Source organism: Streptomyces sp. NPDC127119, assembly GCF_042677425.1.
In the GTDB taxonomy this organism is placed as follows: Bacteria; Actinomycetota; Actinomycetes; order Streptomycetales; family Streptomycetaceae; genus Streptomyces.
Map to the genome: position 1 here is coordinate 1 of NZ_JBHXTO010000148.1, position 23,682 is coordinate 23,682.

Genomic DNA, 23,682 nt, shown 5'->3' on the forward strand with positions numbered 1-23,682 from the left:
GGGGGCCGGCGCGGCCGCCCCCGGCGCACCCGCGGCCGCCGCACCGCCCCCCGCGCCCCTCAGGCGCGCCGCTGCCGGGCCGGCGGCAGGAAGACCGGCTCCACCCCCGGGACGACCGTGTTGGTGAGTGTGCCGATGGCCTCGGCGGTGAGGGTGACCGTGTCTCCGGGTTTCAGCGGTGGTGGGTCCTGCTCGCCGCGCCGGCCCCACAGTTCGGCGAGGCAGCCGCCGTTGCCGCAGGTGCCGGAGCCGAGGACGTCACCCGGTACGACACGGGTGCCGCGGGACGCGTACGCGGTCATCTCCTCGAAGGTCCAGCTCATGTGGGACAGCAGGTCCCTGCCGACCACCCGGCCGTTGATCTCGGCGGTCAGCGCCAGCCGCAGGAAACCGTCGGCGTCCCGGTGCGGCTCCAACTCGTCGGCGGTGACGAGGTACGGGCCCAGTGTGGTCGTGGTGTCCTTGCCCTTGCACGGACCGAGCCCCGCCGCCGGCCAAGTCACCCCTCACGCAGGGACGCCGTCGTCGTCCACCTCCTCCACGGGCGGCATGAACGCCCGCAACCACCGTTCGGTCTGAGCGACATGCGCCTCCGCCGCGCCGGCGGCCGCACCGGGGTCCCGGTCGGAGATCGCGGTCGCCAGCACGCGATGGTCCGCGTCGCTCTTGCGCCGGAGCTCCGGCCCCTCGGGCAGCGTGAAGATCTGGTACTTGCGGGAGCGGGCGCGGAAGACCGCGAGCAGCGACGCCAGCGTGGGATTCTCGGCGGCCCGCGCGATCTCCGCGTGGAAGCGGTGGTCGAGGTCCGACGCCTCGGTGGGATCCTCGGTCGCCTCCATGGCCTCGATGAGGGAGAAGAGCGACTTCACCGTTTCGGGGGTCCGCCGCGCGGCGGCCTTGGCCGCGACATGCGCCTCCAGCACCCGCCGGATCTCGTACACCTCCAACAGGCCTGTCAGCGGCAGGAGTTCGAGGGTCAGCGAGAGGCTGCCGATGATGTCTTCCGGCCTCAGCTGGGACACGTAGGTGCCCGAGCCGTGCCGTGGTTCGACCACACCCAGGGCCGAGAGCATCCGTACGGCCTCGCGCAGCGGGCCTCTTGAGACACCGAGTTCCTCGCCCAGCTCCGCCTCGGGCGGAATGCGCTCACCCGGCCCGAGCCGCCCTGTCGCGATCATGTGGCGCAGGCCGTGGAACGCCCTGTCGACTGCGGACATCCGATTCCTCCCGTGGCGGGCCGGCGGCAGCACCGTAACCCTCGGGCACTCTAGCGACTCCGAGTCGTCAGATGTCTCCGATGTATCGGTCCAAAGTCATCTGATGACTATCGCTGCACACCTCTTGCGTGGCGCAAAAATGCCGTGCAGGATGCCGAGTCATCATACGTGTCCCACTCGATGTCAGATGTCTGCGGACTGCAGACGGGATTTCGGCGGGCACTCGGGTTCGGTAGATGTGGAGTGATGTGAGCGAGACCGAGGTCACCACCGCCCCGCGTCCCTTGCTGCTGGCGGACGGCCGCCCCGCGGCGCGGGCGTGGTCGCTGGACCCCGTCATGAAGCACCTCAACCATGGCTCGTTCGGAGCGGTCCCCCTGGTGGCCCAGGAGCGGCAGAACGAGTTCCGGGCCGAGATGGACAGTTCGCCGGTGGTGTGGTTTCCGGCCCTGCCGCAGCGGATCGCCGCCGCCCGGATCGACCTCGCGGCCTTCCTGCGGGTCGCCCCCGACGACGTGGCCCTGGTACCGAACGCGAGCGCCGGCATCAGCGTCGTGTTCGCCTCGCTCCAGCGGCGCAGGGGCGGCGCGATCGTCGTCACCGACCACGGCTACGGCGCGGTGACCATGGGCGCCGAGCGCCTCGCCAGGCGCTGGGGCGGCGAGGTGCGTACCGCCAGGGTGCCGCTGGAGGCTAGCGAGGAGGAGGCGTACGAGGCCGTCATGGCCGCGGTCGACGACGACACGGACCTGATCGTCCTCGACCAGATCACCTCCGCCACCGCACGCCGGCTGCCGGTGGAGCTGGTCGGCGCGGAGGCCCGGCGCCGCAGTATCCCGCTCCTGGTGGACGCCGCCCACGCCCCCGGTCTGATCGAGGCCCCGCTGGATGGCCTGACCTGCGACTTCTGGGTGGGCAACCTGCACAAGTGGGGCTGCACGCCCCGCGGCACCGCCACGCTGGTCGCCCGCGGTGAGCTGCGCGAGGAGCTGTACCCCCTGATCGACTCGTGGGGCGCCGCCGATCCGTACCCCGACCGCTTCGACCAGCAGGGCACGATCGACGCCACCGGTTATCTCGCGGCCCCGTCGGCCCTGGACTTCGTCGAGAGCACCTGGGGCTGGGACACCGCCCGCCGGTACATGGACGAGCTGGCCGGTTACGGCGAGCGCGTCATCGGCGCCGCCTTCGCCGAACTGACCGGTGTCAACGGCACCGTCGACGTGGGCATGCCGGTCCCGGGCATGCGGCTGGTACGCCTGCCGGACGGGCTCGCCGGCACCCGGATCGAGGCCGACGCGCTGCGCGACCGGGCCGCCCGCGAACTCGGCGTGGAGGCGGCCTTCACCAGCTTCGACGGCATCGGCTACATGCGGCTGTCCGCGCACGTCTACAACACCGCGGCCGACTACGAGTACTTCGCCGAGGACTGCGTCCCCCTCCTCGGCCGCTGGGCCCGCGCGGCCCGCGAACAGCCGGGCGCGTCATAGCCCGCCGGCACCCCACCCCGGCACCCCGCACCAGCACCCCGCACTTTCCCCGGCGCTCCGTAACGCCTGTCCCCGGCACAGCAGCACAGAAAGAGGTCGGCACGATGAGAAGAAGGACGGCAGCTCTCGCCCTCGGCACCGCCGCCACGATGGTCCTGACCGGCTGTAGCAGCATGAGCGGCTCCCAGGCCGACGGCACGGTCACCCTCAACATGGTGGAGAGCCTGACGAACCCGGCCCGCACGGACCTGATCAAGGGCCTGATAGCGGACTTCCAGAAGCAGAACCCCAAGATCAAGGTCAACCTGATCTCGCCGCCCACCGAGCAGGCCGACCAGAAGATCCAGCAGATGCTCCAGTCCGGCAGCGGCGTCGACACCCTCGAAGTACGGGACACGACCGTCGGACCCTGGTCGAACAACGGCTGGATCTACGACATGAAGAAGGACCTCACCGGCTGGAAGGGCTGGGAGGCGATGACGGAGAACGCCGTCAAGGCCTCCCAGGACGCCAAGGGCAAGACGTACTTCGTCCCGTACGGCTTCTACGGCCTGAGCGTCTTCTACCGCACCGACCTGATCAAGGAGGCCGGCTTCAGCAAGCCGCCGGCCACCTGGGACGACCTGCTGGAACAGGCCTCGGCCATCCACGACCCGGGCAAGCGCAAGTACGGGTACGCCTTCCGCGGCGGAGCCAACGCCCAGGGCAACGCCACCGCCATCATCGAGGCGTACGTCGCCGACGAGATCGACGCGGCCGACGGCTTCAAGCTGAAGAGCGGCAAGACGATCTTCTCCGCGCCCGAGGCGCTCGACGCGATGGAGACCTACCTCAAGCTCTTCAAGGAGGCGTCCCCGAAGTCGTCCGTCTCCTGGGGCTACCCGGAGATGGTCGAGGGCTTCTCGAACGGCTCGACGGCCTTCCTGCTGCAGGACCCCGAGGTCATCGCGACCGTCTCGGAGTCCAAGTCCATCAAGAAGGACCAGTGGAGCACCGCCCCGCTGGTGGCGGGCCCCAGCGGCAAGACCGTACAGCCGCTGGCCACCGCCGGATGGGGTGTCGCCAAGGGCAGCAAGCACAAGAAGGAAGCGGTCAAGCTCGTCGAGTTCCTCTCCGAGGGGGAGGCGTCGACGAACTTCACCAAGACGAACAGCCTGGTGCCGATCCTGAAGTCGGCCGCCGAGGACCCGTTCTACAAGACCGGCCCGTGGTCCAGCTACGTCACCATGACGGAGAACCCGGACACCTACCTCAACGTCAGTCAGCCGCGCGGGGTCGCCTGGTGGGCCGAGTGGCAGCAGCGCGCCGACGCCGACATCCAGAAGATGGTCCTCGGCAAGACGACGCCCAAGGAACTGCTGGCCGGCTGGGACACGTACTGGACCGAGAAGCGGCAGCAGGAGAACTAGCCATGCCCACCGCGTCCGAAACGACGTCCACGACGGAGACGGCGAAGACGGCCTCGGAGGGGGCCTCCGGCAACGGGGGCTCCCGGCCCGTCCGCAAGGTTCAACCAGGCCGCCGCAAGCCCGAGTTCACCGCTCGGCGCGGTTTCCTCATCACCCTCTTCATGACCCCGGCCGCGATCTTCGTGGCGGTCTTCACGTACTACCCGATGATCGCCGGCAGCCAGATGGCCTTCCGCCACTGGAACCTGACGGACCTGACCGACACCTCCTGGGTGGGTCTGCAGAACTTCCGCGACGTCTTCGCCGACCCCGCCTGGGGCACCGTACTGAGCAACACCGCCATCTGGGTGTTCGGCTCGATCGTGCCCCAGCTGGTCATCGGCTTCGCCCTCGCCCTGTGGCTGCGCCGCAGGTTCCGCTTCCGCGGCCTCTACCAGGCCCTCATCTTCTTCCCCTGGGCGATCTCCGGCTTCCTCATCGGCATCCTGTTCCGCTGGATGTTCAACAGCGAGTTCGGTGTCGTCAACGACCTGCTCCAGAAGGTCGGCCTGATCGACGAGCCGGTCGCCTGGCTGGCCGACCCGAAGACCGCGATGTTCGCCGTCGTGGTCGCCAACATCTGGTACGGGGTCACCTTCTTCACGATCATGATCCTCGCCGCGCTGCAGTCCATCCCCGAGGAGCTGTACGAGGCCTCGGCCCTGGACGGCGCCGGCAAGGTGCGCACGCTCTTCCAGATCACCATTCCGTACATCCGGGTCACCCTCGCGCTGACCGTGCTGCTGCGCGTCATCTGGATCTTCAACTTCCCCGACCTGATCTTCGGGATGACCGGCGGCGGACCGAACAACGAGACGCACATCGTGACCACGTGGATGATCAAGATCACCCAGCAGGGCGACTACGGCAGAGCCTCCGCGCTCGGCCTCATCGTCGTCGCCACCCTGCTGGTGTTCGCGGTCTTCTTCCTCCTGGCCACGCGCGAGAAGCGAGAGGTGAAGCCGTGATCGGCAAGGAGTCCACGGCGGGCCGGGCCACCAAGTTCACCTTCCTGGGGCTGTGGCTGGTCTTCACCGTCTTCCCCCTCTACTGGATCACCATCACCTCGCTCAAGGCGCCGGGCGACATCTTCGCCTTCCCGATCGCCTACTGGCCCGAGCACTTCTCGCTGGAGAACTACAGCGGACTGTTCGGCAAGGCCGACTTCGGCGTCTACCTCACCAACAGCCTCATCGTGGCGACCGTCGCCGCCTCGATCGCCACGGTCATCTCGATGCTGTCGGCGTACGTACTGGCCCGCTTCGAGTTCCGTACGAAGTCGGCGCTGCTGATGGCCGCCCTGGTGACCCAGATGATCCCGACGTTCATCGCGCTGGGGCCGCTGTACCTGCTGATGACCGACCTCAAGATGGTCGACAACCGGCTCGGGCTGATCCTCGTCTACATCGCGGTCTGCATCCCGTTCTGCACGGTGATGCTCCGGGGTTTCTTCGAGAACATCCCGGACGCGCTGGAGGAGGCCGCGATGATCGACGGCCTGTCCCGGTTCGGGGCGCTGTTCCGGGTGCTGCTGCCGGTGATGCGGCCCGGGATCATCGCGGCGTTCATCTTCAACTTCGTCAACTGCTGGAACGAGCTGTTCCTGTCGGTGACGCTGATGAACAGCGACAGCAACAAGACCGTGCCGACGGCCCTGAACGGCTTCATCTCCAGCTTCAACATCGACTGGGGTTCGATGTCCGCGGCGGCGGTCCTGACCATCCTGCCCACGATGGTGCTGTTCGCCTTCGCCAGCCGGCACATCGTCCAGGGCCTCACGGCGGGGGCGGTGAAGGGCTGAGGGACTGAAGGGCTGGGGGGCTGGAGGGCGCCACGGGAACTTTTCTTCCGTCCCACGGAGTGGGAACGACATGGAACCGACCTGATGATCACATACTTTACCTCGACGTCACGGTAGCGATCGACGTCTACCGCCCCATGGCAAGGGCGACGGACACAGACGAGACAGACGAGGTAGGGCGCCCGGATGAGCAGCGAGCACATGCAGATCGGCGAGGTCGGCGCGCGCACGGAGCTGGCACTGCGCACGATCCGCCACTACGAGGCGACCGGCCTGGTCGCGCCCTCCGCCTGCTCCCAGGGCGGCTTCCGCCTCTACACCAGGGAGGATGTCGCACGGCTGAAGGCGATCCGCCGTATGCAGCCGCTCGACTTCAGCCTGGAGCAGATGCGCGACCTGCTGGCCGTCACCGACCGCCTCGACTCCGACGAGGAGATGACGGCGTACGAGCGGCAGTCCCTGCTGCGGCGCGTCCGCGAGTACGAGGAGCATGCCGTCTGGCAGGTGGAGAAGCTGCGCGCGCAGCTGGCGGAGGCGGAGGAGTTCGCCCAGACGCTCCGCAAGCGCCTGAGCCGCGACCGCGACCGTGACCGGGACCGCGGGCGGGACCGGAACCGCGACCGGGCCACTTCGGTCTGAGCCGGCTGCGCCGCTACTCGAACGCGCACCCGGGATTCGGGGCGTCCTCGGAGAACGGGGCGCCGTGCGGCAGTACGTACAGCACCGTCAGGACGACCGGTGTGTCCCCCAGGTTGCGGCCTATGTGGACATTGCCGGCGCCGGCCGGCTCCTGGATGCTGCTGCCGCGCGGATACACACCGTCCGAGGCGCACGTGGAGTCGAAGTGGCTGAGCGTGCCCTGCTTCACGTACGCGTAGAGCGGGCCGTCGTGGTAGTGCCAGCCGGTGGCCTGGCCGGGCGGCACGGTGATCTCCCGGACGACGTAGTCGGTGCCGCCGACCGTCTTCTGGGCGATCAGGGTGCCGGTCACTCCGGGCCCGGGCGGAGTTGCCCGGGCCGTTCCTCCGGCCAGGACGGTGACGGCGGCGACCGCGCCGACCACCGCGGTGCGGAACGAGGTGCGCATGGGCAGGGCCTCCAGGTTCGTGGGCTGTCGTGACGACGTGCCGCAGCGAACATAGAGGCGGGTGCCGCCCGTTGGTGCGAGAACCCGCGAATTCGAGCCGCACGTAAGGCAGTTGGCGGTGGCCGGCCGTCCGTCCGATCAGTCCAGGACGCGCAGACGCCAGTAGCCCACGTCGTCGCAGGCCCAGGCCGAGGCCAGGCCCAGGGCGACATAGGTCCTTCCCCAGGCCTGGCATTCCGAGAGCCTCTCGAAGGCGCCGACCGTGTGCCAGACGGCGGCGGCCGAGGCCTCGGCGGTCGGCCTGACCCGCTCGACCGCCCCGGACGTCGCCGCGGTGGCGACGCCCGCTCCCGCGAGGCTGATTCCGATGGTCACCGCGACAGCGGCGATGAATTTCCTGAGCACGTCTACCTCCAGTCGTGACCCTTGCTCAGAAGGGTGCGCGCCACGACCGGACCTGTCGTTACGTGTGAGCGCACAGGTCTTTCGTCTCCGTGCACTGCCTGCGGAACTCGCGCGGGGACAGGCCGTAGGAGCCGCGGAACACCTGACTGAAGTGGGCGGGACTGGCGAACCCCCACCTGGCGGCGATCGCGCCGATCGGCCGGGTGGCCAGCCGGGCGTCGGCGAGGTCGCGGCGGCACTGCTCCAGGCGGCGCTCACGCACCCAGCCGGCGACGGTGTGCCCCTCGTCGTGGAACAGCTTGTGCAGATAGCGCAAGGAGATGTGGTGCGCCGCGGCGATCGCGTCCGGAGTCAGGTGTGCGTCGCCCAGGTTCTCCCGGACGAAGGCATGGATCCGGGCCATGAGCGCCCGCCGTGCGGTGTGGGGCGGCACCGAGCTGCGGGCATCCAGGGCGTTGGCCAGCGCGGCCGTCAGCACATCGAGGGTGAGGGTGGACAGCCTGGCGGTGTCGGCGGGACTGAGTTCCCTCATGCGCCGCGCCAGTTGCATCAGGAAGTGCGAGGACAGCGCGCCGACACCCGTCCCGCCCGGGATGCGCACCGCGCTCAGCCGCCGCACGTCCCGGTGGGGCAGTGGAAGCAGTGAGCGGGGGAAGCGCAGGAGCAGCAGTTGCTGACTTCCCGGCACCTCCGGCGTGAACCCGGCGAGGTAGGGGCGGGAGGGGTCGAACAGCATCAGGTCCCCGACCCCGAAATCCGTGCACCGGCCGTCCTGGGTGATCCTGCCGCCACCGCGCACGATGCAGCCCAGCTTGAACACCTCGGGATCCGCCTGGCGAATGAGCTTGGGCGTGCGGTGCACCGAGTGCGCCAGCGTGGTCATCAACGTCGCCTGCACCTGCCCGAGTTGGGTGATGCCGACCTGCGCCCGGAACGCGCCCGCCACCCGCCGCTCGCAGTGTGCTTCGTAGGGCACCCAGAGCTTCGAACTCACCTCACGCCAGAAACCGAACCGCTCCTCCCGCGGTACCTCCGCGGTACTGACCACGTCCATGACTCACCCCCCCCCGTGAGGTCCGCGCCTCGTCACCAGCGCGGACTGCTGTCCGGTGGCCGTGCCGCCCCGCCCCCCGGCGGGGCGAGCACCGGCACGTTCAGGTGTAGCAGCTCCAGGATTGTGCGAGTCGGACATTTTGGCGACAGCCGAATAGCCCTGGTGCGGGCCGGGAGCCGGGGGCCCGCGCCCCTGCTCCCGGCCCGCCGCGTGCATCAGGACGTGGACAGCTCCGTGCGGATCGTGCGGGCCGCGGCGACCAGGTTCTCCAGGGACGTGCGGGTCTCGGGCCAGGCCCGGGTCTTCAGACCGCAGTCGGGGTTGACCCAGAGGCGCTCGGCGGGGATGGCCTCAAGTCCCTTGCGCAGCAGGGCGGCGGCCTCGTCCGTGCTCGGCACCCGGGGCGAGTGGATGTCGTACACACCGGGCCCCGCCTCGCGCGGATAACCGTGTCCGGCCAGCTCGCGGGCGACCTGCATGTGCGAGCGTGCCGCCTCCAGGCTGATGACGTCGGCGTCGAGGTCGTCGATGGCCTGCACGATGTCACCGAACTCGGCGTAGCACATGTGCGTGTGGATCTGGGTGTCCGGGCGTACGCCGCCGGTGCTGAGGCGGAAGGCCTCGGTGGCCCACGCCAGATACGCCGGACGGTCGGCGGCCCGCAGCGGCAGCGTCTCGCGCAGGGCGGGTTCGTCGACCTGGATGACCGAAGTCCCGGCCGCCTCAAGGTCGTTCACCTCGTCGCGCAGGGCGAGGGCGACCTGGCGGGCGGTGTCGCCGAGGGGCTGGTCGTCGCGGACGAAGGACCAGGCGAGCATGGTGACGGGCCCGGTCAGCATGCCCTTGACCGGCTTGGCGGTGAGCGACTGGGCGTACGTCGTCCAGCGCACCGTCATGGGTTCGGGGCGGGAGATGTCTCCGGCGAGGATCGGCGGGCGGACGTACCGCGTGCCGTAGGACTGGACCCAGCCGTGCTGGGTGGCGAGGTATCCGGTGAGCTGTTCGGCGAAGTACTGGACCATGTCGTTGCGTTCGGGTTCGCCGTGCACGAGCACATCGAGGCCGGTCTTCTCCTGGAACGAGATCACCTCGCCGATCTCGGCCCGGATGCGCTCCTCGTACCCGGCGCTGTCGATCCGCCCGGCGCGCAGGTCGGCCCGTGCCGTGCGCAGTTCCGTGGTCTGGGGGAACGAGCCGATGGTGGTGGTCGGCAGCAGCGGCAGGCCGAGGCGGGCGCGCTGGGCCGCGGCCCGCTCGGCGTACGGCAGGGAGCGGCGGGCGTCGGCGTCCGTGACGGCGGCGGCCCGGGCCCGTACGGCGGGGTCGCGGGTGATCGCGGACCCGGCGCGGGAGGCCAGGTCGGCCCGGTTGGCGGCGAGTTCGGCGGCGATCGCGCCGGTGCCGCCCGCGAGGCCCTTGGCGAGAGTGACGATCTCCGCGGTCTTCTGCCGGGCGAAGGCGAGCCAGCGGCGGATCTGCGGCTCGATGTCGCGTTCCGCGGAGGCGTCGAGGGGGACGTGGAGGAGGGAGCAGGAGGCGGCCACGTCGACCCGGTCGGCCAGCCCGAGCAGGGTGCCGAGCGTGCCGAGGGACTTTTCCAGGTCGTTGACCCAGATGTTGCGGCCGTTGACCACTCCGGCGATCAGACGCTTGCCGGGCAGTCCGCCCACGGCGGCGAGCGCGTCCAGGTTGGCGGCGGCCGACTCGGTGAAGTCCAGCGCGAGACCTTCCACCGGGGCCTTGGCCAGCACCGGCAGGGCGTCGCCGAGCCGGGCGAAGTAGGACGCGACCAGCAGCTTCGGGCGGTCGGTCAGGGCGCCGAGGTCACGGTAGACGCGGGTGGCCGTGTTCAGCTCGGCGGGTGTGCGGTCCTGCACCAGGGCGGGCTCGTCGAGCTGGACCCACTCCGCCCCCGCGGCGCGAAGATCGGCGACGATCTCGGCGTACACGGGCAGCAGCCGGTCGATGAGGGTGAGCGGGTCGAAGTCGGCGGCGACACCCGGGGCGGGCTTGGCGAGCAGGAGGTAGGTGACGGGTCCGACGAGGACGGGACGTGCGGTGAGCCCGAGCGCCAGGGCTTCCTTCAGCTCCGCGACCTGCTTGCTCGAGTCGGCCGTGAAGACGGTGTCCGGACCCAACTCGGGCACCAGATAGTGGTAGTTGGTGTCGAACCACTTGGTCATCTCCAGCGGCGCCACGTCCTGGGTGCCGCGCGCCATGGCGAAGTAGCCGTCGAGCGCGTCGGCCTCGACGGCGGCGCGGTGGCGTGCGGGGATCGCGCCGACCATGACACCGGCGTCCAGGACGTGGTCGTAGTACGAGAAGTCACCGGTGGGAACCTCGTGGACGCCGGCCTCGGCCAGCTGCCGCCAGTTGGCCCGGCGCAGCTCGGCGGCGGTGGCCCGGAGGGCTTCGGCGTCGACCCGGCCCTTCCAGTAGCCCTCGACGGCCTTCTTCAGTTCCCGGTTCTGTCCCTGGCGGGGGTAGCCGTACACGGTGGCCCGTGCCGCCGCGGCTGCGGACTGCGCTGTCACGGAAATCTCCTTCGCGAGATATCTCCCTGGGATCCCGGGACGGGACGCGAGCGCGAAGGGGTGACGGACCGGGCGGAAACCGAGCCGCGCGCAGAGCGCGGTCGTCCGCCGGATCAAGTACGCCGACCCGCCCACGAGGTCACCGGGATCTCCGCGCACGAATGGTTCGCGCACGGGCAGTTGGCAGGTCTTCGGACTCGCGGGCACGTCCTCCCTGCGGAGGACACCTACTGGCCGTCGCTTCCCAGACCCGGCCGGGCCCAGTGCGTGTGACGGCGGTCGTTCCCACTCACCGCTGCGGGGCAGTCCCGGATTCCCACCGGGTTCCCTCTTGCGACGCACCCGTCTGGCGGACGGGGCGAACCAGCTGCACCGGCCACCCTACGGGGCACACCCCGGTCGTGGAAAACTTTTCAGTGCACGGAGAAGCCGCCGTCGACGAAGACCGACTGCCCGGTGACGTACGCGGAGGCGGCGCTCGCCAGGAAGACCGCCGCGCCCGCGAAGTCCTCCGCGAGGCCGTTGCGTCCGACCATCGTGCGCGCCGCCAGGGCCGCCACCTTCTCCGGGTCGGACGACAGCCGCCGGTTCAGCGGTGTCATCACGAAGCCCGGCACCAGCGTGTTGACGGTGACCCCGTACGGCGACCAGGCCTCCGCCTGCGAGCGGGCCAGTGACTCCAGCGCCCCCTTGGCGACGCCGTAGGCGCCGCTCTGGACGAAGGCGCGGTGCGCCTGCTGCGAGGTGATGTGGATGATCCGCCCGAAGCCCCGCTCGGCCATGGCCGGGCCGAAACGCCGGCCCAGCAGGAAGGGCGCGTCCAGGTTCAGGGCCATGGTGGTGTCCCAGACCTCGTCGCTGAGCTCGCTCATCGGCGGCCGGAGGTTGACCCCGGCGCAGTTGACGAGGATGTCGGGTTCACCGAAGGCCTCGACCGCCCGCTCGGCGGCCTCGCGCACGCCTTCACGCGTACCGAGATCCGCGCCGACCCAGGCCGCACGGCAGCCGAGCGCAGCCAACTCCTCGACCGTCGCCCGCAGTTCCGCTTCCTTGCGGGCCACGACGACGACGCTCGCACCGGCGCGGGCCAGCGCTTCCGCCATGCCCCGCCCGATGCCGGAGCTGCCGCCGGTCACCAGGGCGACCCGGCCGTCCAGGGAGAACAGTTCTGAGAGGTAGTGCTGCGAGTCCATGGCGGCACCCTAGAAGGGCGGCGCCGGGAGCGCACCGGCGGGGGTGCGATGCGGTCGTGCGGTGAACGGTCCAGGTCAGGAGCCTGGCCCCAGGTCGCGAGACTGGCACGGCGGGGCTGTCGATCGGCCGGCCGACCTCGTACCCGCCGCGGGTGCCGGCTCAGCCCAGTACGAGCGGCAGCCGCCCTGCGAGGGTGCCCAGCGCGGTCTTCTCCGCATCGGTCGGCGTCCGCCGTCCGGTGCCGATCAGCAGCGCGGCCTTGTCGGAGAACGAGGCCGGGAACGGGGTCCCGGCGATCTGCTCCAGCGACGCGCGGGCCGCCGCCAGGGTCTCGGCGGGCGGCTGGGCGGTCGAGGTCAGCCGGGAGATCAGGTCGAGGTGGTGCAGGGTCGCTTCGAGGACGTACACGGACAGGTAGTCGCCGACGGTCAGCACCTCGTCGCGGGTGCCGACGCGGGCCGTGGGATCGGCGAGTCCGGCGGCGCGGCCCGCGGCGGAACCGACGTCGTCGAAGTGGAACTTCAGCAGCTCCGGCTCCCCGTACGCGGCGGCCAGCCGGGGGATCAGCGCGTCCAGCGGATCCTCGCCGGCCGGGGTCCCGCCGAGCTGCCAGTAGGTGACCGCGTCCACGGTCGGTCCGGTGTCGGCGGGGGTGGCCAGGGTGATCAGGATGTCCTGGGCGTCGATGACCAGGTGGCACACCAGATCCCGTACGAGCCACCCCGTGCAGCCCGACGGCTGCTCGAAGTCCTCGTCCGGGACCTCGGCGACCGCTGTGCGCAACGCGGTCCAGGCGAGCGAGAAGAGCTTCACCGCGGCACGGTAATGCCGGACCACGGCGGCGGACAAGCGCATACGGGCGACGGGCCCTTGTGGTCACCGCCCGGCGACCACAAGAACCCCACCGGCCTCAGCCGCTGGTGAGGACGACCAGTTGCCGGGTCGCCCGCGTCATCGCGACATAGCGGTCGACCGCCCCCGCGACACCCGTCCCGTACGTCTGCGGGTCGACGAGGACGACCAGGTCGAACTCCAGGCCCTTGGCCAGCTCCGGGGTCAGCGACCGGACGCGAGGCGTGGCCCGGAACGTCGGATCGCCGATGACGCACGCGATCCCGTCCGTGTGCGCGGTGAGCCAGGTGTCCAGGATCGCGTCCCGGTCCGCGGTCGGTCCGTGGACCACGGGGATGCCGTTGCCGCGGATGGAGGTCGGCACGTTGGCGTCCGGGAGCGCCGCCCGGATGACCGGCTCGGCCTCCGCCATCACCTCCTCCGGAGTCCGGTAGTTGATGCTCAGCGAGGCCACCTCGATCCGGTCGAGACCGACCCGCTCCAGCCGCTCCCGCCACGACTCGGTGAACCCCTGCCTGGCCTGCGCGCGGTCCCCGACGATGGTGAAACTCCGCGACGGGCAGCGCAGGAGCAGCATCTGCCACTGCGCGTCGGTCAGCTCCTGGGCCTCGTCCACGACGACGTGCGCGAACGGACCGGCGAGCAGATCCGGTTCGGCGGTGGCCAGTTCGGACTCGTCGACCATGCTGACCTTGGCGTCCTCGCCGCGCAACATCGTCACCAGGCCCTCGCCGTCGTCACCGTCGGCGCCCGAGTCGGCCGCGGCCTCTATCAGGTTGTCGACGACCTGGGCCATGCGCTCGCGCTGGGCGGCGAGGGTGGCCTCGTGCCGGCGCCTGCGCCGCGCCGACTCCGGATCGCCGAGCCGCTGCCGCGCCGCGTCCAGGATCGGCAGATCGGACACCGTCCACGCCTGCGGCTCCGCGCGCTGCAGCCTGCGTACGTCGTCGGGGCCGAGCCAGGGAGCACACATCCGCAGATAGGCGGGCACCGACCACAGGTCCCCGACGATGTCGGCCGCTTCGAGCAGCGGCCACGCGCGGTCGAGGGCCCCGGTCAGTTCCTCGTCGTGCAGCAGAGCCCGGCGGAACAGGTCGGGCGGTACGTCGTCGTCGTGCTTGTCCAGCAGGATCGTGAGCAGGGCCTCCCAGATCTGGTCCCGCGCCTCGTTGTGCGGGACGCCGGGGCCCGGCGTCCCGAACGCCTCGGCCCAGTCGGCGGCGCTCAGCCGGACGTCGGACCAGGGGGTCGAGACCGTCATCCCCTTCGCGGGCGGCTCCTCGTAGAACCTGACGGCCGTCTCGACCGCCCCGACCATGTGCGCGGACGACTTCAGGGAGGCCACCTCCGCGTCGGTCTCGTCCGCCGCTCCGGCTCCCTCGGCGACGAGGTCCCGCAGCGTGCAGGTCTGCACACCCTCCTCCCCGAGGCTGGGGAGGACATCGGCCACGTACGCCAGATAGGGCTGGTGCGGGCCGACGAACAGCACTCCGCCCCGACGGTGACCGAGACGGGGGTCGGAGTAGAGGAGGTAGGCGGACCGGTGCAGGGCGACGACCGTCTTGCCCGTGCCAGGACCGCCGTCGACGACGAGCGCGCCCCGGGATCCCGCGCGGATGATCGCGTCCTGGTCGGCCTGGATGGTGGTGAGCACGTCCCGCATCCGGCTGGAGCGGGTGCTGCCCAGACTGGCGACGAACGCCGAGTGGTCGTCGAGCGCCGCATGTCCTTCGAGGCCGTCGGCGGTGAACACCTCGTCCCAGTAGTCGCTGATCCGGCCCCGGGTCCAGCGGTACCTGCGACGGCTCGCCAGCCCCAGCGGGTTGGCGTGGGTCGCCGCGAAGAACGGCTCGGCCGCGGGGGAGCGCCAGTCGATCAGCAGCCGTCGCCCGGCGTTGTCGGTGAGGCCGAGCCGTCCGATGTACAGCGGCTCGGGGTCGTCCGCACCGACGACGTGACCGAGGCAGAGGTCCAGGCCGAAGCGGCGCAGGGCGCGCAGCCGAGCGGTCAGCCGGTGGATCTCCGCGTCACGCTCCATCGCCTCCCTGCCGATGCCTCCCGGTGCCTTGCGCTCGGCGTCCAGCCGGTCGGACAGTTCGGTGATCGCCTCGTCGAGGCTCTCCGCGATGGCCGCGAAGTGTCTCTCGTCGCCGCCGATCAGCAGCGGATCGGCCTTGGGGGAGAGATGGTCGGGAAGGTCGAACGCGCTAGTGAGCAAAGAGTCCATGTCACCGGCTCCTCCCGGTTCGACGTCACCGCGCGGACCGTCGAGCGGCAAAAACGCACGCACTTCGTGAATCACCTTTTTCCGCAGTTACTCGCCTTGAGTGCGAGATTCTGCAGCAGAACGGGGGCCTTGCCGCAAGCCCCCCGGTGTGCTATAAGTTGAGAGTGGCGAGGAGTGGTCATACCTGCTTGCCCTCATCACCCGCCGCCAGGAAGGGCCTCAGCAGCCCGAGCAGTTCGTCGGGGCGATGCAGCGGAATGATGTGGCCGCAGTCCTCGACGACATGGCCCACCAGATCATCCGCCACAGGCCGTAGCTGCTGTTCCAGCGCTCTGCCCACCGGCCGGGCGCCGATGGCCAGGGTGGGGACGGTCAACCGCGCCGTACGGACGGCCTCCTGCACCTGCCGGGCGCTCGTGGGCAGTGCGCGATAGTACGAGAAGGCGCAGCGCAGGGCCTCGGCGCCGGTGTACGCGTCCACGAAGGCGTCCCGGAGAGCGGGGCGCACGCCCTGTCCGAGTGTCCCGGCGTCGAGGAACCAGTCGATGTACTCGCCCTCGTGCCCGGTCAGCACGGATTCCGCGAGGCCGGGTGCCGAGTGGAAGCCGAACCACCACGGTGCTCCGTGGGCGAGGAACTCCTCGGCACCCGGCAGCGTGCCCAACAGCGACTCCATGAGTACGAGTTGCCGGACGAGACCGGGACGGCGCATGGCGAGCAGAAAGGCAGGCGGGGTACCCGCGTCGATACCGATCACCGCCGCTGAACTGACCCCTAGGGCGTCGAGAATGGCCTCGGCGTCGGTCGCGAGCGTCCCGGCGTCGTACCCGCTCTCCTCCCGCGCGCTCGCACCGAATCCTCGGAGATCCGGTGCGATCACCCGATAGCGGCCGGCCAGCTCGGGGAGGACGTCGGTCCACAGCTGCCAGGTGTGCGGGAAGCCGTGGAGCAGCAGGACGGCCGGGCCCTCACCGGCCAGGGCCACGTTGAGGTCGACGCCGTTGGCGGTGATCCGCCGGAGTTCCACGGCGGGCCGGTCATGACTGGGCGGTGCGGACGGGCTAGGCGGTGCGGACGGGCTGGGCGGGCTGGACGTACGGCTCGATGTGGCGGGCACGTGGACCTCTCGGGGGGGGGTTACCAATGGTGACAACAAAACGATAGGTGCGTAGGGTGAGAGATCCAAGACCGCACTTCTTCGACAGGTGGTGAGCCCGAGGTGACCCCTCCGTCCGTGCCCGCGTCCCCGTCCGCGCCCGTGTCCGGGACCGAGCCAGGTCGGGGAGACCTGTTCTCCCCGCAGTGTCCGACCCGCCGACTGCTCGACCGGATCGGCACCAAGTGGACGTCGATGGCCGTCAAGGTGCTGGCGGAGGCCTCTCCGGACGAGGTGCGCTTCGCCGAGCTGCAGCGCAGGATGGCCGGCGTCTCACAGAAGATGCTCTCGGTCACGCTGCAGAACATGGCCCGCGACGGCCTGGTCAGCCGCCGGGTGGAACCGACGGTGCCGCCCCGGGTGCACTACCGGTTGACGCCGCTGGGCCTCTCGCTGGAAGGGCCGCTGGCCATGGTCCGCGCCTGGGCCGAGGAACACATGGCGGAGATCGACCTCGCCAACCGGCGCAGCGAGGAAGCCTCCGCGGCCGGCTGAGGCGACCAGGGGCGGGGTCGTCCGCGATCCCTGACGACCCCGGGCAACCCCTGACGACTCCGACGACCCCTGACGGCCCTGTCAGGCGGACCGCAGCTCGAACCAGTCGAAGGCCGCGCTGCCCTGGGTGGCGTACATGCCGAGGACGCGGCCCGTGAAGCCTCCGGCGACCTCGGTGGTGAGGTAGCGGCCGTCGAGTTCGGCGAGGACTTCGAATGCGCCACCGTCCGTCTCGTACCCCAGGCGGAGGGTGTCGGGGCCGCCCGCGCGCAGGCCGGGCGGGGGAGGTGCCGCCGGGTCGCGGGAGGTGACCGTGGGCGGCAGGACGTCGGAGGTGGTGATGTCGATGCGCAGCCTCAACGGACCTGCGGGCACGGCCCGTTCGGTGATCGACCGGCTCAGCGGGCCGATCCTGGCGACCGCGCGGACCGTGCCGTCGGCCACCTCCACCTCGTAGTGGTGTGCCTCGTCCAGGCGTACCGCGAGCCCGCCCCGGCCGCCGTCGGAGACCTCGATGAGCGTGCGCGCGGTGCAGTCGGGGTCGCGCTGCCGGCGTCCGACGAAGAGCGCGCCCGGTGTGTCGAGACTGTCCGCGCTGGCGTGCAGGGTCAGATGGCCCGGGCGTTCGTCGAGCCGTACGGCCTCCGGGTCGTTCCGTCGCAGTGACACCCAGCACGGCGCGAGCGCGGGGGAGTCGAAGTCGTCGCGGTCCGCCTCCCGCGGCCAGGGATGAGGGGTGAGCGCCGGAGCCTGCGCACGCGGTTCCAGCGGTCCGGGCAGTGGCCAGCCGTCCTCCCACCGCACCGGCGCCAGGAACGTCTCCCGGCCCATGCCGTGGTACATCGGCGTGTCACCGCGGGGCCTGGTGCCCAGCAGCACCATCCACCAGGTGCCGTCCTGCGCCTCCACCAGATCGCCGTGGCCGGTGTTCTGCACCGGATGGTTCGTACTGCGATGGGACAGGACGGGGTTGGCCGGATGCGCTTCGAAAGGGCCCGGCAGCGTACGGGACCTGGCCACCGACAGGGCGTGACCGCGCTCGGTGCCGCCCTCCGACAGCAGCAGGTACCACCAGTCGCCGATCCGGTAGAGGTGCGGGCCCTCGGGGTACTGCAGTCCGCTGCCCGACCACATCGGGACGGGATCGCCCCGCAGCTCGCCGGACTTCGGGTCGATGCGTACGCCGTGGATCCCGCCGTCCGAGAACACGCACCAGCAGGTTCCGTCCTCCTCCCAGGCCAGGTCCGGGTCGATGCCCGGAACGTCGACCCGCACCGGATCCGACCAGGGCCCCGCCGGGTTCTCGGCGGTCACGAGAATGTTGCCCGCCCCGGCGACCACGGTCGTGATCAGCCAGAACAGTCCGTCGTGATGGCGCAGCGTGGGCGCGTACACCCCTGTGGAGGCGGCGGCCGTGTCGGGCAGCGCCAGCTGCGACGGCCGGTCCAGCGCATGCCCGATCAGCCGCCAGTGCACCAGGTCACGGCTGTGCCACAGGGGTACGCCGGGTACGTACTCGAAACTGGACGTCGCCAGGTAGTAGTCGTCGCCGACCCGGCAGATGCTGGGGTCGGGGCTGAAGCCGGGTATGACGGGATTGTCGAAGTACGTCATGTCCGTCCCTGAGGAGTGCGGCCGGGCGAGTGCCCTCGGGAGCCTATGTCGAAGCGCTTCCGCAAGCACCGCCCTTCCCGGAAAGGCCGTCGAGGTGCGCGGCCCTTCAGGAACGCGGGGAACGGCGCGCCCAGCCACGACGGACTCGCACGTCTGCGACTGGGCCTGGTGTCAGTGGCCGGGCTGTGGTCGTCACGTCCATGGGCATCGGCCTTTCCGGGAATGCCGCCAGGGTGCGCGGCCCTTCAGGGGCGCGGGGAACGGCGCGCCCAGCCACGACGGACCCGCACATCCGCGACTCCGCCCGGCGCCGGTCGCCGGGCGGAGTCGTCGCGTCCACCGGCCCGGCCCGCTGGGCGACCCGCCGGACGGACGCCGCGTGACCTCAGGACGCCGCGTTCATCAGATCGAGAGCACTCTGCTGCCGCGCGGCATCCGTCTTGTCCAGCGGCCCGTACCAGCGCAGACCGTACTGGTCGAGCGGATTGCGGTCGGCCGCGTACGCCTGGGCGGCCTGCTTCTTGAGGTACGCGGTGTACGGCCGGTCGGAAAGCGCAGCGTTCAGCTTCGCCAGGCCGCGTACGTCGGCGCCCTTGAACGACGCTCCGTCCGCGCCGCAGTCACCCGACTCGCAGGGGTCCCTGAGGATGCCGGCCGAGGTGTTGAGCTTGCCGGAGACGGTGTTGGCGTCGGCGATCCGGCGGGCGGCGGCGAGCACCGAGGAGTCACCCGTGGCCTTGTGCAACTCCACCAGGCCGCCGACGAGTTGGCCCTGGTTGTAGGACCAGACCGTGCTGTCGCCGACCTTGCAGGTGCTCATGCTGAGGCCGTCGCTCACCGTCTGATCGGCGTTGATCATCCCGGTCCCCTGGAACCAGCTCCAGTCCGCCTTCGCGCGCTGAAGGTAGGTGGTGTCGCCCGGGATGCGGTTGTGCAGGGCCGCGTTCAGCTCGATGTACAGGGAGTTGGGGATGGCGTTCTTCACCGTCTTCGCGGTGCTCCACCACACCCCGCCGCCGCAGGTGCTGTCCCAGTAGGAGGCCATGTGGTCCGCGTCGGCCCGTGCCGTGGCCAGATAGCGGGGATCGCCGGTGAGGTCGTACGCCGCGATCCAGGTCAGGCCCCACCAGCCGGTGTCGTCGATGTAGTCGTTGCGGAACTGCCCGTCGGCCGCGCCCAGTTGCAGGTCGTAGGTGCGGCCGACGGCGTACGCGTAGCTCTGCATGCCGGTGACCCGGATGTTGTCGATGATCGCGTGCAGCGCGTTGGCGGAGTTCCACCAGCCGGTGGTGTCGAACAGGCCGGTGCCGTAGTTGTAGAACTGCATCTGCGCGGTGGCCGCCGCGGTGCGCCGCTCACCGGCGTTCCAGGTGGACCGGGCCCACGGTGTGCACACGATGTCGGTCCGGTCGGCGGCCTTGCCGCAGGCGCGCAGCGCGCCGACGCCGTGGCCCGCCCAGTCGTCGACGTTGTACATCAGCGTCCGCCAGCCGGTCTGGCCCGCCGGGATCTTCGTGGCGCCGAGACGGCTGTTCGAGGCCCAGGTCCGGCCGCCGTCGTAGGAGCGGTCCAGCCACACCTCGTCCCCGGGGCTGCCGTTGCCGACGGAGGCCCAGCCCATGGCGTCGGCGTCGTTGAAGTGCAGCTCGAACGTCCGGGAGAAGAGCGTGGCGGTGACGGGTCTGCGGTCCTGCCCGCTGAGGGCCGGGTCCCGCGCGTCGCAGTACTTGTTGCACACGGTCGCCGCGGGGGCCACGGCCGTCCCGGAGGCCGCGACGGAGGCGGGGGCGGCCTGGATCAACAGGGCCGACATCGTTGTCAGAGCAAGGGCGAGGGCTGCGAGTGGCGATCGTCTGGCGCGCATGGATGAACTCCCGAAGGCTTGCCGAACACTGCGGTGGGGGCACAGGGGCTGGTCCTTGGAAAGGCTCGGCGTGGACGTTAACCGGAACCGGTTGACGGGTCAATGGCCCGGTTGAATCTTCATGTTCGACCGCTCCCCGCGGAAGAGCCCGTCGCGCGAAGAAGTCGTGTCACACCCCTTGACCGTTGCGGTGGAAGCACACCACAGTTCTGGCTAATGCGCATTACTTATACGCATTAGCAAGCTGGTGTCGGCCCTCCGCGGCCGGGTGAGGAGCATGGTGGAGCAGCCCAGGAAGGGACCCAGGCGTGGGCGGACCCCCGCGGCGACCGGACGTACGTCCCGGCCGCGGCAGGCGGAGGTCGCCCGGCTGGCCGGAGTGTCCCAGGCCACGGTGTCGCTCGTGCTGTCGGCGAAGGCACAGGGTTCGGCGATCTCGGACGAGACACGGCAGCGGGTGCTCGACGCGGCCCGCAGCCTCGGCTACGTACCGGACCCGGCGGCCCAGCGGCTGGCGGCGGCGCGCAACAACCTGCTCGGCGTCTACAGTTTCACGTCCACCTTCCCGACGGACGTGGAGCACTCGTACTACCCCTTCCTCGTCGGGGTGGAGCGGGAGGCCGCCGCGCGCGGGTACGACCTGGTGCTGTTCACGGGGTCGAGTTCCGGCGGTGCCAAGGCGGCCGGACCCGAGGCGCTCAACCGGGTCCGGCTCGCGGACGGCTGTCTGTTCCTCGGCCGCCATGTGCCGATCGCCGAGCTGAAAAGGATGGTCGCCGACGGGTTCCCGGTGGTGCACCTCGGCCGCCGCGAGGAGCTGGAGGGACTGTCCTGGGTCGGCGCCGACTACGTGAGCGCCAGCAGCGAAGTGGTCCGGCACCTGGCGTCCTTGGGGCACCGCCGCATCGTCCTGGTCCGTGAGGACGACGACGCGCCCGCCTCCACCGACCGTCAACAGGGCTTCCTGGAAGGGCTGGAGGCGGCCGGACTGCCCGGCGGGTCCGAGGCCGTCTTCCGCTGCGCCGACCCCCGGCGCGACGTCACCCCCGAACGGCTGCGGAGCTGGCTCGCCGAGGGCGTCACCGCCTTCGTCGCGGAGGAGACCGACACCGGGGGAGCCTGGCGGGCCCTGCGCAGCGCCGCCGACGAGGCCGGCCTCACCTGCCCGGGTGACCTGTCCCTCGCGCTCCTCGGCAGCCCGCCGTCCGACCTCGCCGGGGACCCGCAGCCCACCGGATTCGACGTCCCACGGCACCAGTTGGGCGCCGCGGCGGTCCGCATGCTCGCCGCACTCGTGGCGGGGGAGGCGGCCGAAGAACCCCTGGTCGCCTGCGCCTTCCGGGCCGGTGCGACCACCGGGAGCCCGCCCGAGCGGCCCTGACACCGGTGCGCGTCGCACGAGATCAACCAGCAAACGAGACCAGCAAACGAGACCAGCAGACGAATCACCGGCCGCACCAGCGGACGAACCACGGCTGAATCAGCAGCTGAACCACCAGCAAGGAGAAGCGTGACACCGAAAGCCGACATCCTCATCGTGGGCGGCGGACTCGGCGGCGTGGCCGCCGCGCTGGCGGCCTGCCGCGCCGGACGCACCGTCGTGCTCACCGAGGAGACCGACTGGCTCGGCGGACAGCTCACGTCGCAGGCCGTGCCGCCCGACGAGCACCCCTGGGTCGAGCAGTTCGGCACCACCGCCTCGTACCGCCGACTGCGCGAAGGCATCCGGCAGTTCTACCGGCAGTGGTACCCGCTGCGCGCCGAGGCACTGGCCCTCACGGACCTCAACCCGGGCGCCGGACGCGTGAGCAAGCTCTGCCACGAGCCGCGCGTCGCGCTCGCCGTCATCGAGGCGATGCTCGCGCCCCACCGGGCCGCCGGCCGACTCAAGGTCCTCACCGACCACCGGCCCGTCGCGGCCGAGGCCGACAACGATGTCGTACGGTCCGTGACGCTGCAGCACCGCCAGGACGGCGGCCGACAGGTCACCGTCTCCGCCCGGTACGTGATCGACGCGACCGAGACCGGTGAACTCCTCGACCTCGCGGGTGTCGAGCACGTCACCGGGGCCGAGGCGCGGTCCGAGTACGACGAACCGCATGCCCCCGACGAGGCCCAGCCGCTCAACCAGCAGGGCATCACCGTGTGTTTCGCGCTCTCCCACCACGAGGGCGAGGACCACACCGTCGAGCGGCCCGCCGACCACGACTTCTGGCGGGCGTACCGGCCCGACTTCTGGCCCGGACCGCTGCTGGGCTTCCAGGCACCGGACCCGCGTTCCCTGGAGTCCGTACCGCGGACGTTCGAGCCCAATCCGGAGCTGGACCCGCTCGCCGTGAGCGCCGACCAGAGCGCGGACGCCGGTGACAAGGAACTGTGGGGCTTCCGCCGCATCCTGGCGCGCAAACTGCACACCCCCGGTGCCTTCGACTCCGACATCACGCTCGTCAACTGGCCGCTCAACGACTACTGGCTGAAGCCGCTCGTCGGGGCGGGCGCGGAGACCGGAGCCGAAGCGGTCGCCGGAGCACGGCAGTTGTCGCTGTCGGTCCTGTACTGGCTGCAGACCGAGGCGCCCCGCCAGGACGGCGGCACCGGATTCCCGGGCCTGCGCCCGCGCCCGGACGTGACCGGCACCCCGGACGGCCTCGCGAAGGCGCCGTACGTCCGTGAGTCCCGCCGCATCAAGGCCGTCACCACCGTCACCGAGCACGACGTGGCGATCGACCTGGTCGGACCCTACGGCGGCACCAGGTACCGGGACTCCGTCGGAGTCGGCAACTACCGCATCGACCTGCATCCCTCGACCGGCGGCGACAACTACATCGACATCGGCTCGGTGCCCTTCGAGATCCCGCTGGGCGCACTCGTGCCGAGGCGGGTCCGCAATCTGCTGCCCGCCGGCAAGAACATCGGCACCACCCACATCACCAACGGCTGCTACCGGCTCCACCCCGTCGAGTGGAACATCGGCGAGGTCGCCGGCGCGCTCGCCGCCCACTGCCTCGCCGAGGACGTCGAACCCCACCAGGTGCAGGCCGAGGACAAGCGGTTCGAGGAGTTCGCCCGCGGCCTCGACCGGGCCGGCGTACAGCGCCACTGGCCCGACGTACGGGGCTACTGAGATCGAGGGGAGGGCCGGACCGGCTGCTAGGCCCTGTCGTCAAATTCCCGCCTGCCGGGCGACGCCTGGCACGCTCCCCCAGCCTCCGGCCGGGGGGACCCCCACTCGCTGCACCGGGCG

At 70.7% G+C, this 23,682-nt stretch carries 19 protein-coding genes, 1 pseudogene and 1 riboswitch; of the genes and pseudogenes, 8 read left to right on the forward strand and 12 right to left on the reverse strand.

Features of this window, described 5'->3' with window-relative positions; genetic code table 11:
* Positions 1-59: 59 nt before the first annotated feature.
* Both ACFVH5_RS37280 and ACFVH5_RS37285 read right to left on the reverse strand, forming a co-directional pair.
* Positions 60-485 (reverse strand): annotated as a pseudogene (locus ACFVH5_RS37280) (fumarylacetoacetate hydrolase family protein); the annotation flags it as partial.
* 21 nt (positions 486-506) lie between these two features.
* A complete protein-coding gene (locus tag ACFVH5_RS37285; RefSeq protein WP_385838123.1) occupies positions 507-1,217 on the reverse strand; it encodes a FadR/GntR family transcriptional regulator in 711 nt (236 codons plus the stop codon).
* A gap of 248 nt (positions 1,218-1,465) precedes the next feature.
* On the opposite strand from ACFVH5_RS37285, the gene ACFVH5_RS37290 reads away from it, so the two are divergent.
* From ACFVH5_RS37290 to ACFVH5_RS37310, 5 genes are all read left to right on the forward strand, one after another.
* Positions 1,466-2,707: an aminotransferase class V-fold PLP-dependent enzyme gene (locus ACFVH5_RS37290; RefSeq protein ID WP_385838124.1), complete on the forward strand. Its 1,242-nt coding sequence runs from the start codon at positions 1,466-1,468 to the stop codon at positions 2,705-2,707.
* A 104-nt stretch (positions 2,708-2,811) separates the two neighbouring features.
* Positions 2,812-4,116 carry an ABC transporter substrate-binding protein gene (locus ACFVH5_RS37295; protein WP_385838125.1) on the forward strand — a complete coding sequence of 435 codons (1,305 nt, stop codon included), beginning with the start codon at positions 2,812-2,814 and terminating at the stop codon, positions 4,114-4,116.
* Positions 4,117-4,118: 2 nt separating this feature from the next.
* Positions 4,119-5,123 (forward strand): carbohydrate ABC transporter permease, encoded by a 1,005-nt coding sequence (locus tag ACFVH5_RS37300; protein ID WP_384805483.1) that lies wholly within the window; start codon positions 4,119-4,121, stop codon positions 5,121-5,123.
* A complete protein-coding gene (locus tag ACFVH5_RS37305; protein WP_107014873.1) occupies positions 5,120-5,956 on the forward strand; it encodes a carbohydrate ABC transporter permease in 837 nt (278 codons plus the stop codon). Before ACFVH5_RS37300 ends, ACFVH5_RS37305 begins: the two co-directional genes overlap by 4 nt.
* A 186-nt stretch (positions 5,957-6,142) precedes the next feature.
* Entirely contained in the window at positions 6,143-6,595 is a 453-nt protein-coding gene (locus tag ACFVH5_RS37310; RefSeq protein ID WP_385838126.1) for a MerR family transcriptional regulator, read from the forward strand.
* A 13-nt stretch (positions 6,596-6,608) separates the two neighbouring features.
* Here ACFVH5_RS37310 and ACFVH5_RS37315 read toward each other — a convergent pair whose 3' ends face one another.
* The 8 genes from ACFVH5_RS37315 to ACFVH5_RS37350 form a co-directional block, all read right to left on the reverse strand.
* The gene (locus ACFVH5_RS37315) at positions 6,609-7,043 is read right to left on the reverse strand and encodes a cupin domain-containing protein (protein WP_385838127.1); all 435 of its coding nucleotides are present in this window, start codon (positions 7,041-7,043) and stop codon (positions 6,609-6,611) included.
* Positions 7,044-7,181: 138 nt separating this feature from the next.
* Complete coding sequence (locus ACFVH5_RS37320) at positions 7,182-7,448, reverse strand: hypothetical protein (RefSeq protein WP_385838129.1); 267 nt, start codon at positions 7,446-7,448, stop codon at positions 7,182-7,184.
* 58 nt (positions 7,449-7,506) lie between these two features.
* A complete protein-coding gene (locus ACFVH5_RS37325; protein WP_385838130.1) occupies positions 7,507-8,502 on the reverse strand; it encodes a helix-turn-helix domain-containing protein in 996 nt (331 codons plus the stop codon).
* A gap of 215 nt (positions 8,503-8,717) precedes the next feature.
* Complete coding sequence (gene metE, locus ACFVH5_RS37330) at positions 8,718-11,036, reverse strand: 5-methyltetrahydropteroyltriglutamate--homocysteine S-methyltransferase (protein ID WP_385838131.1); 2,319 nt, start codon at positions 11,034-11,036, stop codon at positions 8,718-8,720.
* 164 nt (positions 11,037-11,200) lie between these two features.
* Positions 11,201-11,419: riboswitch (cobalamin riboswitch) on the reverse strand.
* A 30-nt stretch (positions 11,420-11,449) separates the two neighbouring features.
* The gene (locus ACFVH5_RS37335) at positions 11,450-12,229 is read right to left on the reverse strand and encodes an SDR family NAD(P)-dependent oxidoreductase (protein ID WP_385838132.1); all 780 of its coding nucleotides are present in this window, start codon (positions 12,227-12,229) and stop codon (positions 11,450-11,452) included.
* Between the two features lie 160 nt (positions 12,230-12,389).
* Positions 12,390-13,043 (reverse strand): maleylpyruvate isomerase N-terminal domain-containing protein, encoded by a 654-nt coding sequence (locus ACFVH5_RS37340; RefSeq protein WP_385838133.1) that lies wholly within the window; start codon positions 13,041-13,043, stop codon positions 12,390-12,392.
* A gap of 97 nt (positions 13,044-13,140) precedes the next feature.
* Positions 13,141-15,309: an RNA polymerase recycling motor ATPase HelR gene (helR, locus tag ACFVH5_RS37345; protein WP_385838134.1), complete on the reverse strand. Its 2,169-nt coding sequence runs from the start codon at positions 15,307-15,309 to the stop codon at positions 13,141-13,143.
* A 178-nt stretch (positions 15,310-15,487) separates the two neighbouring features.
* Positions 15,488-16,336, reverse strand: coding sequence for an alpha/beta fold hydrolase (locus ACFVH5_RS37350; protein WP_385838135.1), 849 nt, complete (start codon positions 16,334-16,336; stop codon positions 15,488-15,490).
* A 192-nt stretch (positions 16,337-16,528) separates the two neighbouring features.
* On the opposite strand from ACFVH5_RS37350, the gene ACFVH5_RS37355 reads away from it, so the two are divergent.
* Positions 16,529-16,960 (forward strand): winged helix-turn-helix transcriptional regulator, encoded by a 432-nt coding sequence (locus ACFVH5_RS37355; RefSeq protein WP_385838136.1) that lies wholly within the window; start codon positions 16,529-16,531, stop codon positions 16,958-16,960.
* An 81-nt stretch (positions 16,961-17,041) separates the two neighbouring features.
* Here ACFVH5_RS37355 and ACFVH5_RS37360 read toward each other — a convergent pair whose 3' ends face one another.
* Entirely contained in the window at positions 17,042-18,574 is a 1,533-nt protein-coding gene (locus tag ACFVH5_RS37360) for a glycoside hydrolase family 43 protein (protein WP_385838138.1), read from the reverse strand.
* Positions 18,575-18,959: 385 nt separating this feature from the next.
* Positions 18,960-20,438: a glycoside hydrolase family 76 protein gene (locus ACFVH5_RS37365; RefSeq protein WP_385838139.1), complete on the reverse strand. Its 1,479-nt coding sequence runs from the start codon at positions 20,436-20,438 to the stop codon at positions 18,960-18,962.
* Positions 20,439-20,715: 277 nt separating this feature from the next.
* On the opposite strand from ACFVH5_RS37365, the gene ACFVH5_RS37370 reads away from it, so the two are divergent.
* The gene (locus ACFVH5_RS37370; RefSeq protein WP_385838140.1) at positions 20,716-21,819 is read left to right on the forward strand and encodes a LacI family DNA-binding transcriptional regulator; all 1,104 of its coding nucleotides are present in this window, start codon (positions 20,716-20,718) and stop codon (positions 21,817-21,819) included.
* A gap of 129 nt (positions 21,820-21,948) precedes the next feature.
* Entirely contained in the window at positions 21,949-23,562 is a 1,614-nt protein-coding gene (locus ACFVH5_RS37375; protein ID WP_385838141.1) for an FAD-dependent oxidoreductase, read from the forward strand.
* Positions 23,563-23,682: the final 120 nt, after the last annotated feature.

Excerpts from the sequence above, each read along its gene's own strand:
- ACFVH5_RS37310 (WP_385838126.1), top strand. The coding sequence starts at position 6,143 with ATGAGCAGCGAGCACATGCAGATCGGCGAGGTCGGCGCGCGCACGGAG.
- ACFVH5_RS37295 (WP_385838125.1), top strand. The coding sequence starts at position 2,812 with ATGAGAAGAAGGACGGCAGCTCTCGCCCTCGGCACCGCCGCCACGATG.
- ACFVH5_RS37360 (WP_385838138.1), bottom strand. The coding sequence starts at position 18,574 with ATGACGTACTTCGACAATCCCGTCATACCCGGCTTCAGCCCCGACCCC.
- ACFVH5_RS37370 (WP_385838140.1), top strand. The coding sequence starts at position 20,716 with ATGGTGGAGCAGCCCAGGAAGGGACCCAGGCGTGGGCGGACCCCCGCG.
- ACFVH5_RS37300 (WP_384805483.1), top strand. The coding sequence starts at position 4,119 with ATGCCCACCGCGTCCGAAACGACGTCCACGACGGAGACGGCGAAGACG.
- ACFVH5_RS37335 (WP_385838132.1), bottom strand. The coding sequence starts at position 12,229 with ATGGACTCGCAGCACTACCTCTCAGAACTGTTCTCCCTGGACGGCCGG.
- ACFVH5_RS37315 (WP_385838127.1), bottom strand. The coding sequence starts at position 7,043 with ATGCGCACCTCGTTCCGCACCGCGGTGGTCGGCGCGGTCGCCGCCGTC.
- ACFVH5_RS37365 (WP_385838139.1), bottom strand. The coding sequence starts at position 20,438 with ATGCGCGCCAGACGATCGCCACTCGCAGCCCTCGCCCTTGCTCTGACA.
- ACFVH5_RS37285 (WP_385838123.1), bottom strand. The coding sequence starts at position 1,217 with ATGTCCGCAGTCGACAGGGCGTTCCACGGCCTGCGCCACATGATCGCG.
- ACFVH5_RS37325 (WP_385838130.1), bottom strand. The coding sequence starts at position 8,502 with ATGGACGTGGTCAGTACCGCGGAGGTACCGCGGGAGGAGCGGTTCGGT.
- helR (WP_385838134.1), bottom strand. The coding sequence starts at position 15,309 with ATGGACTCTTTGCTCACTAGCGCGTTCGACCTTCCCGACCATCTCTCC.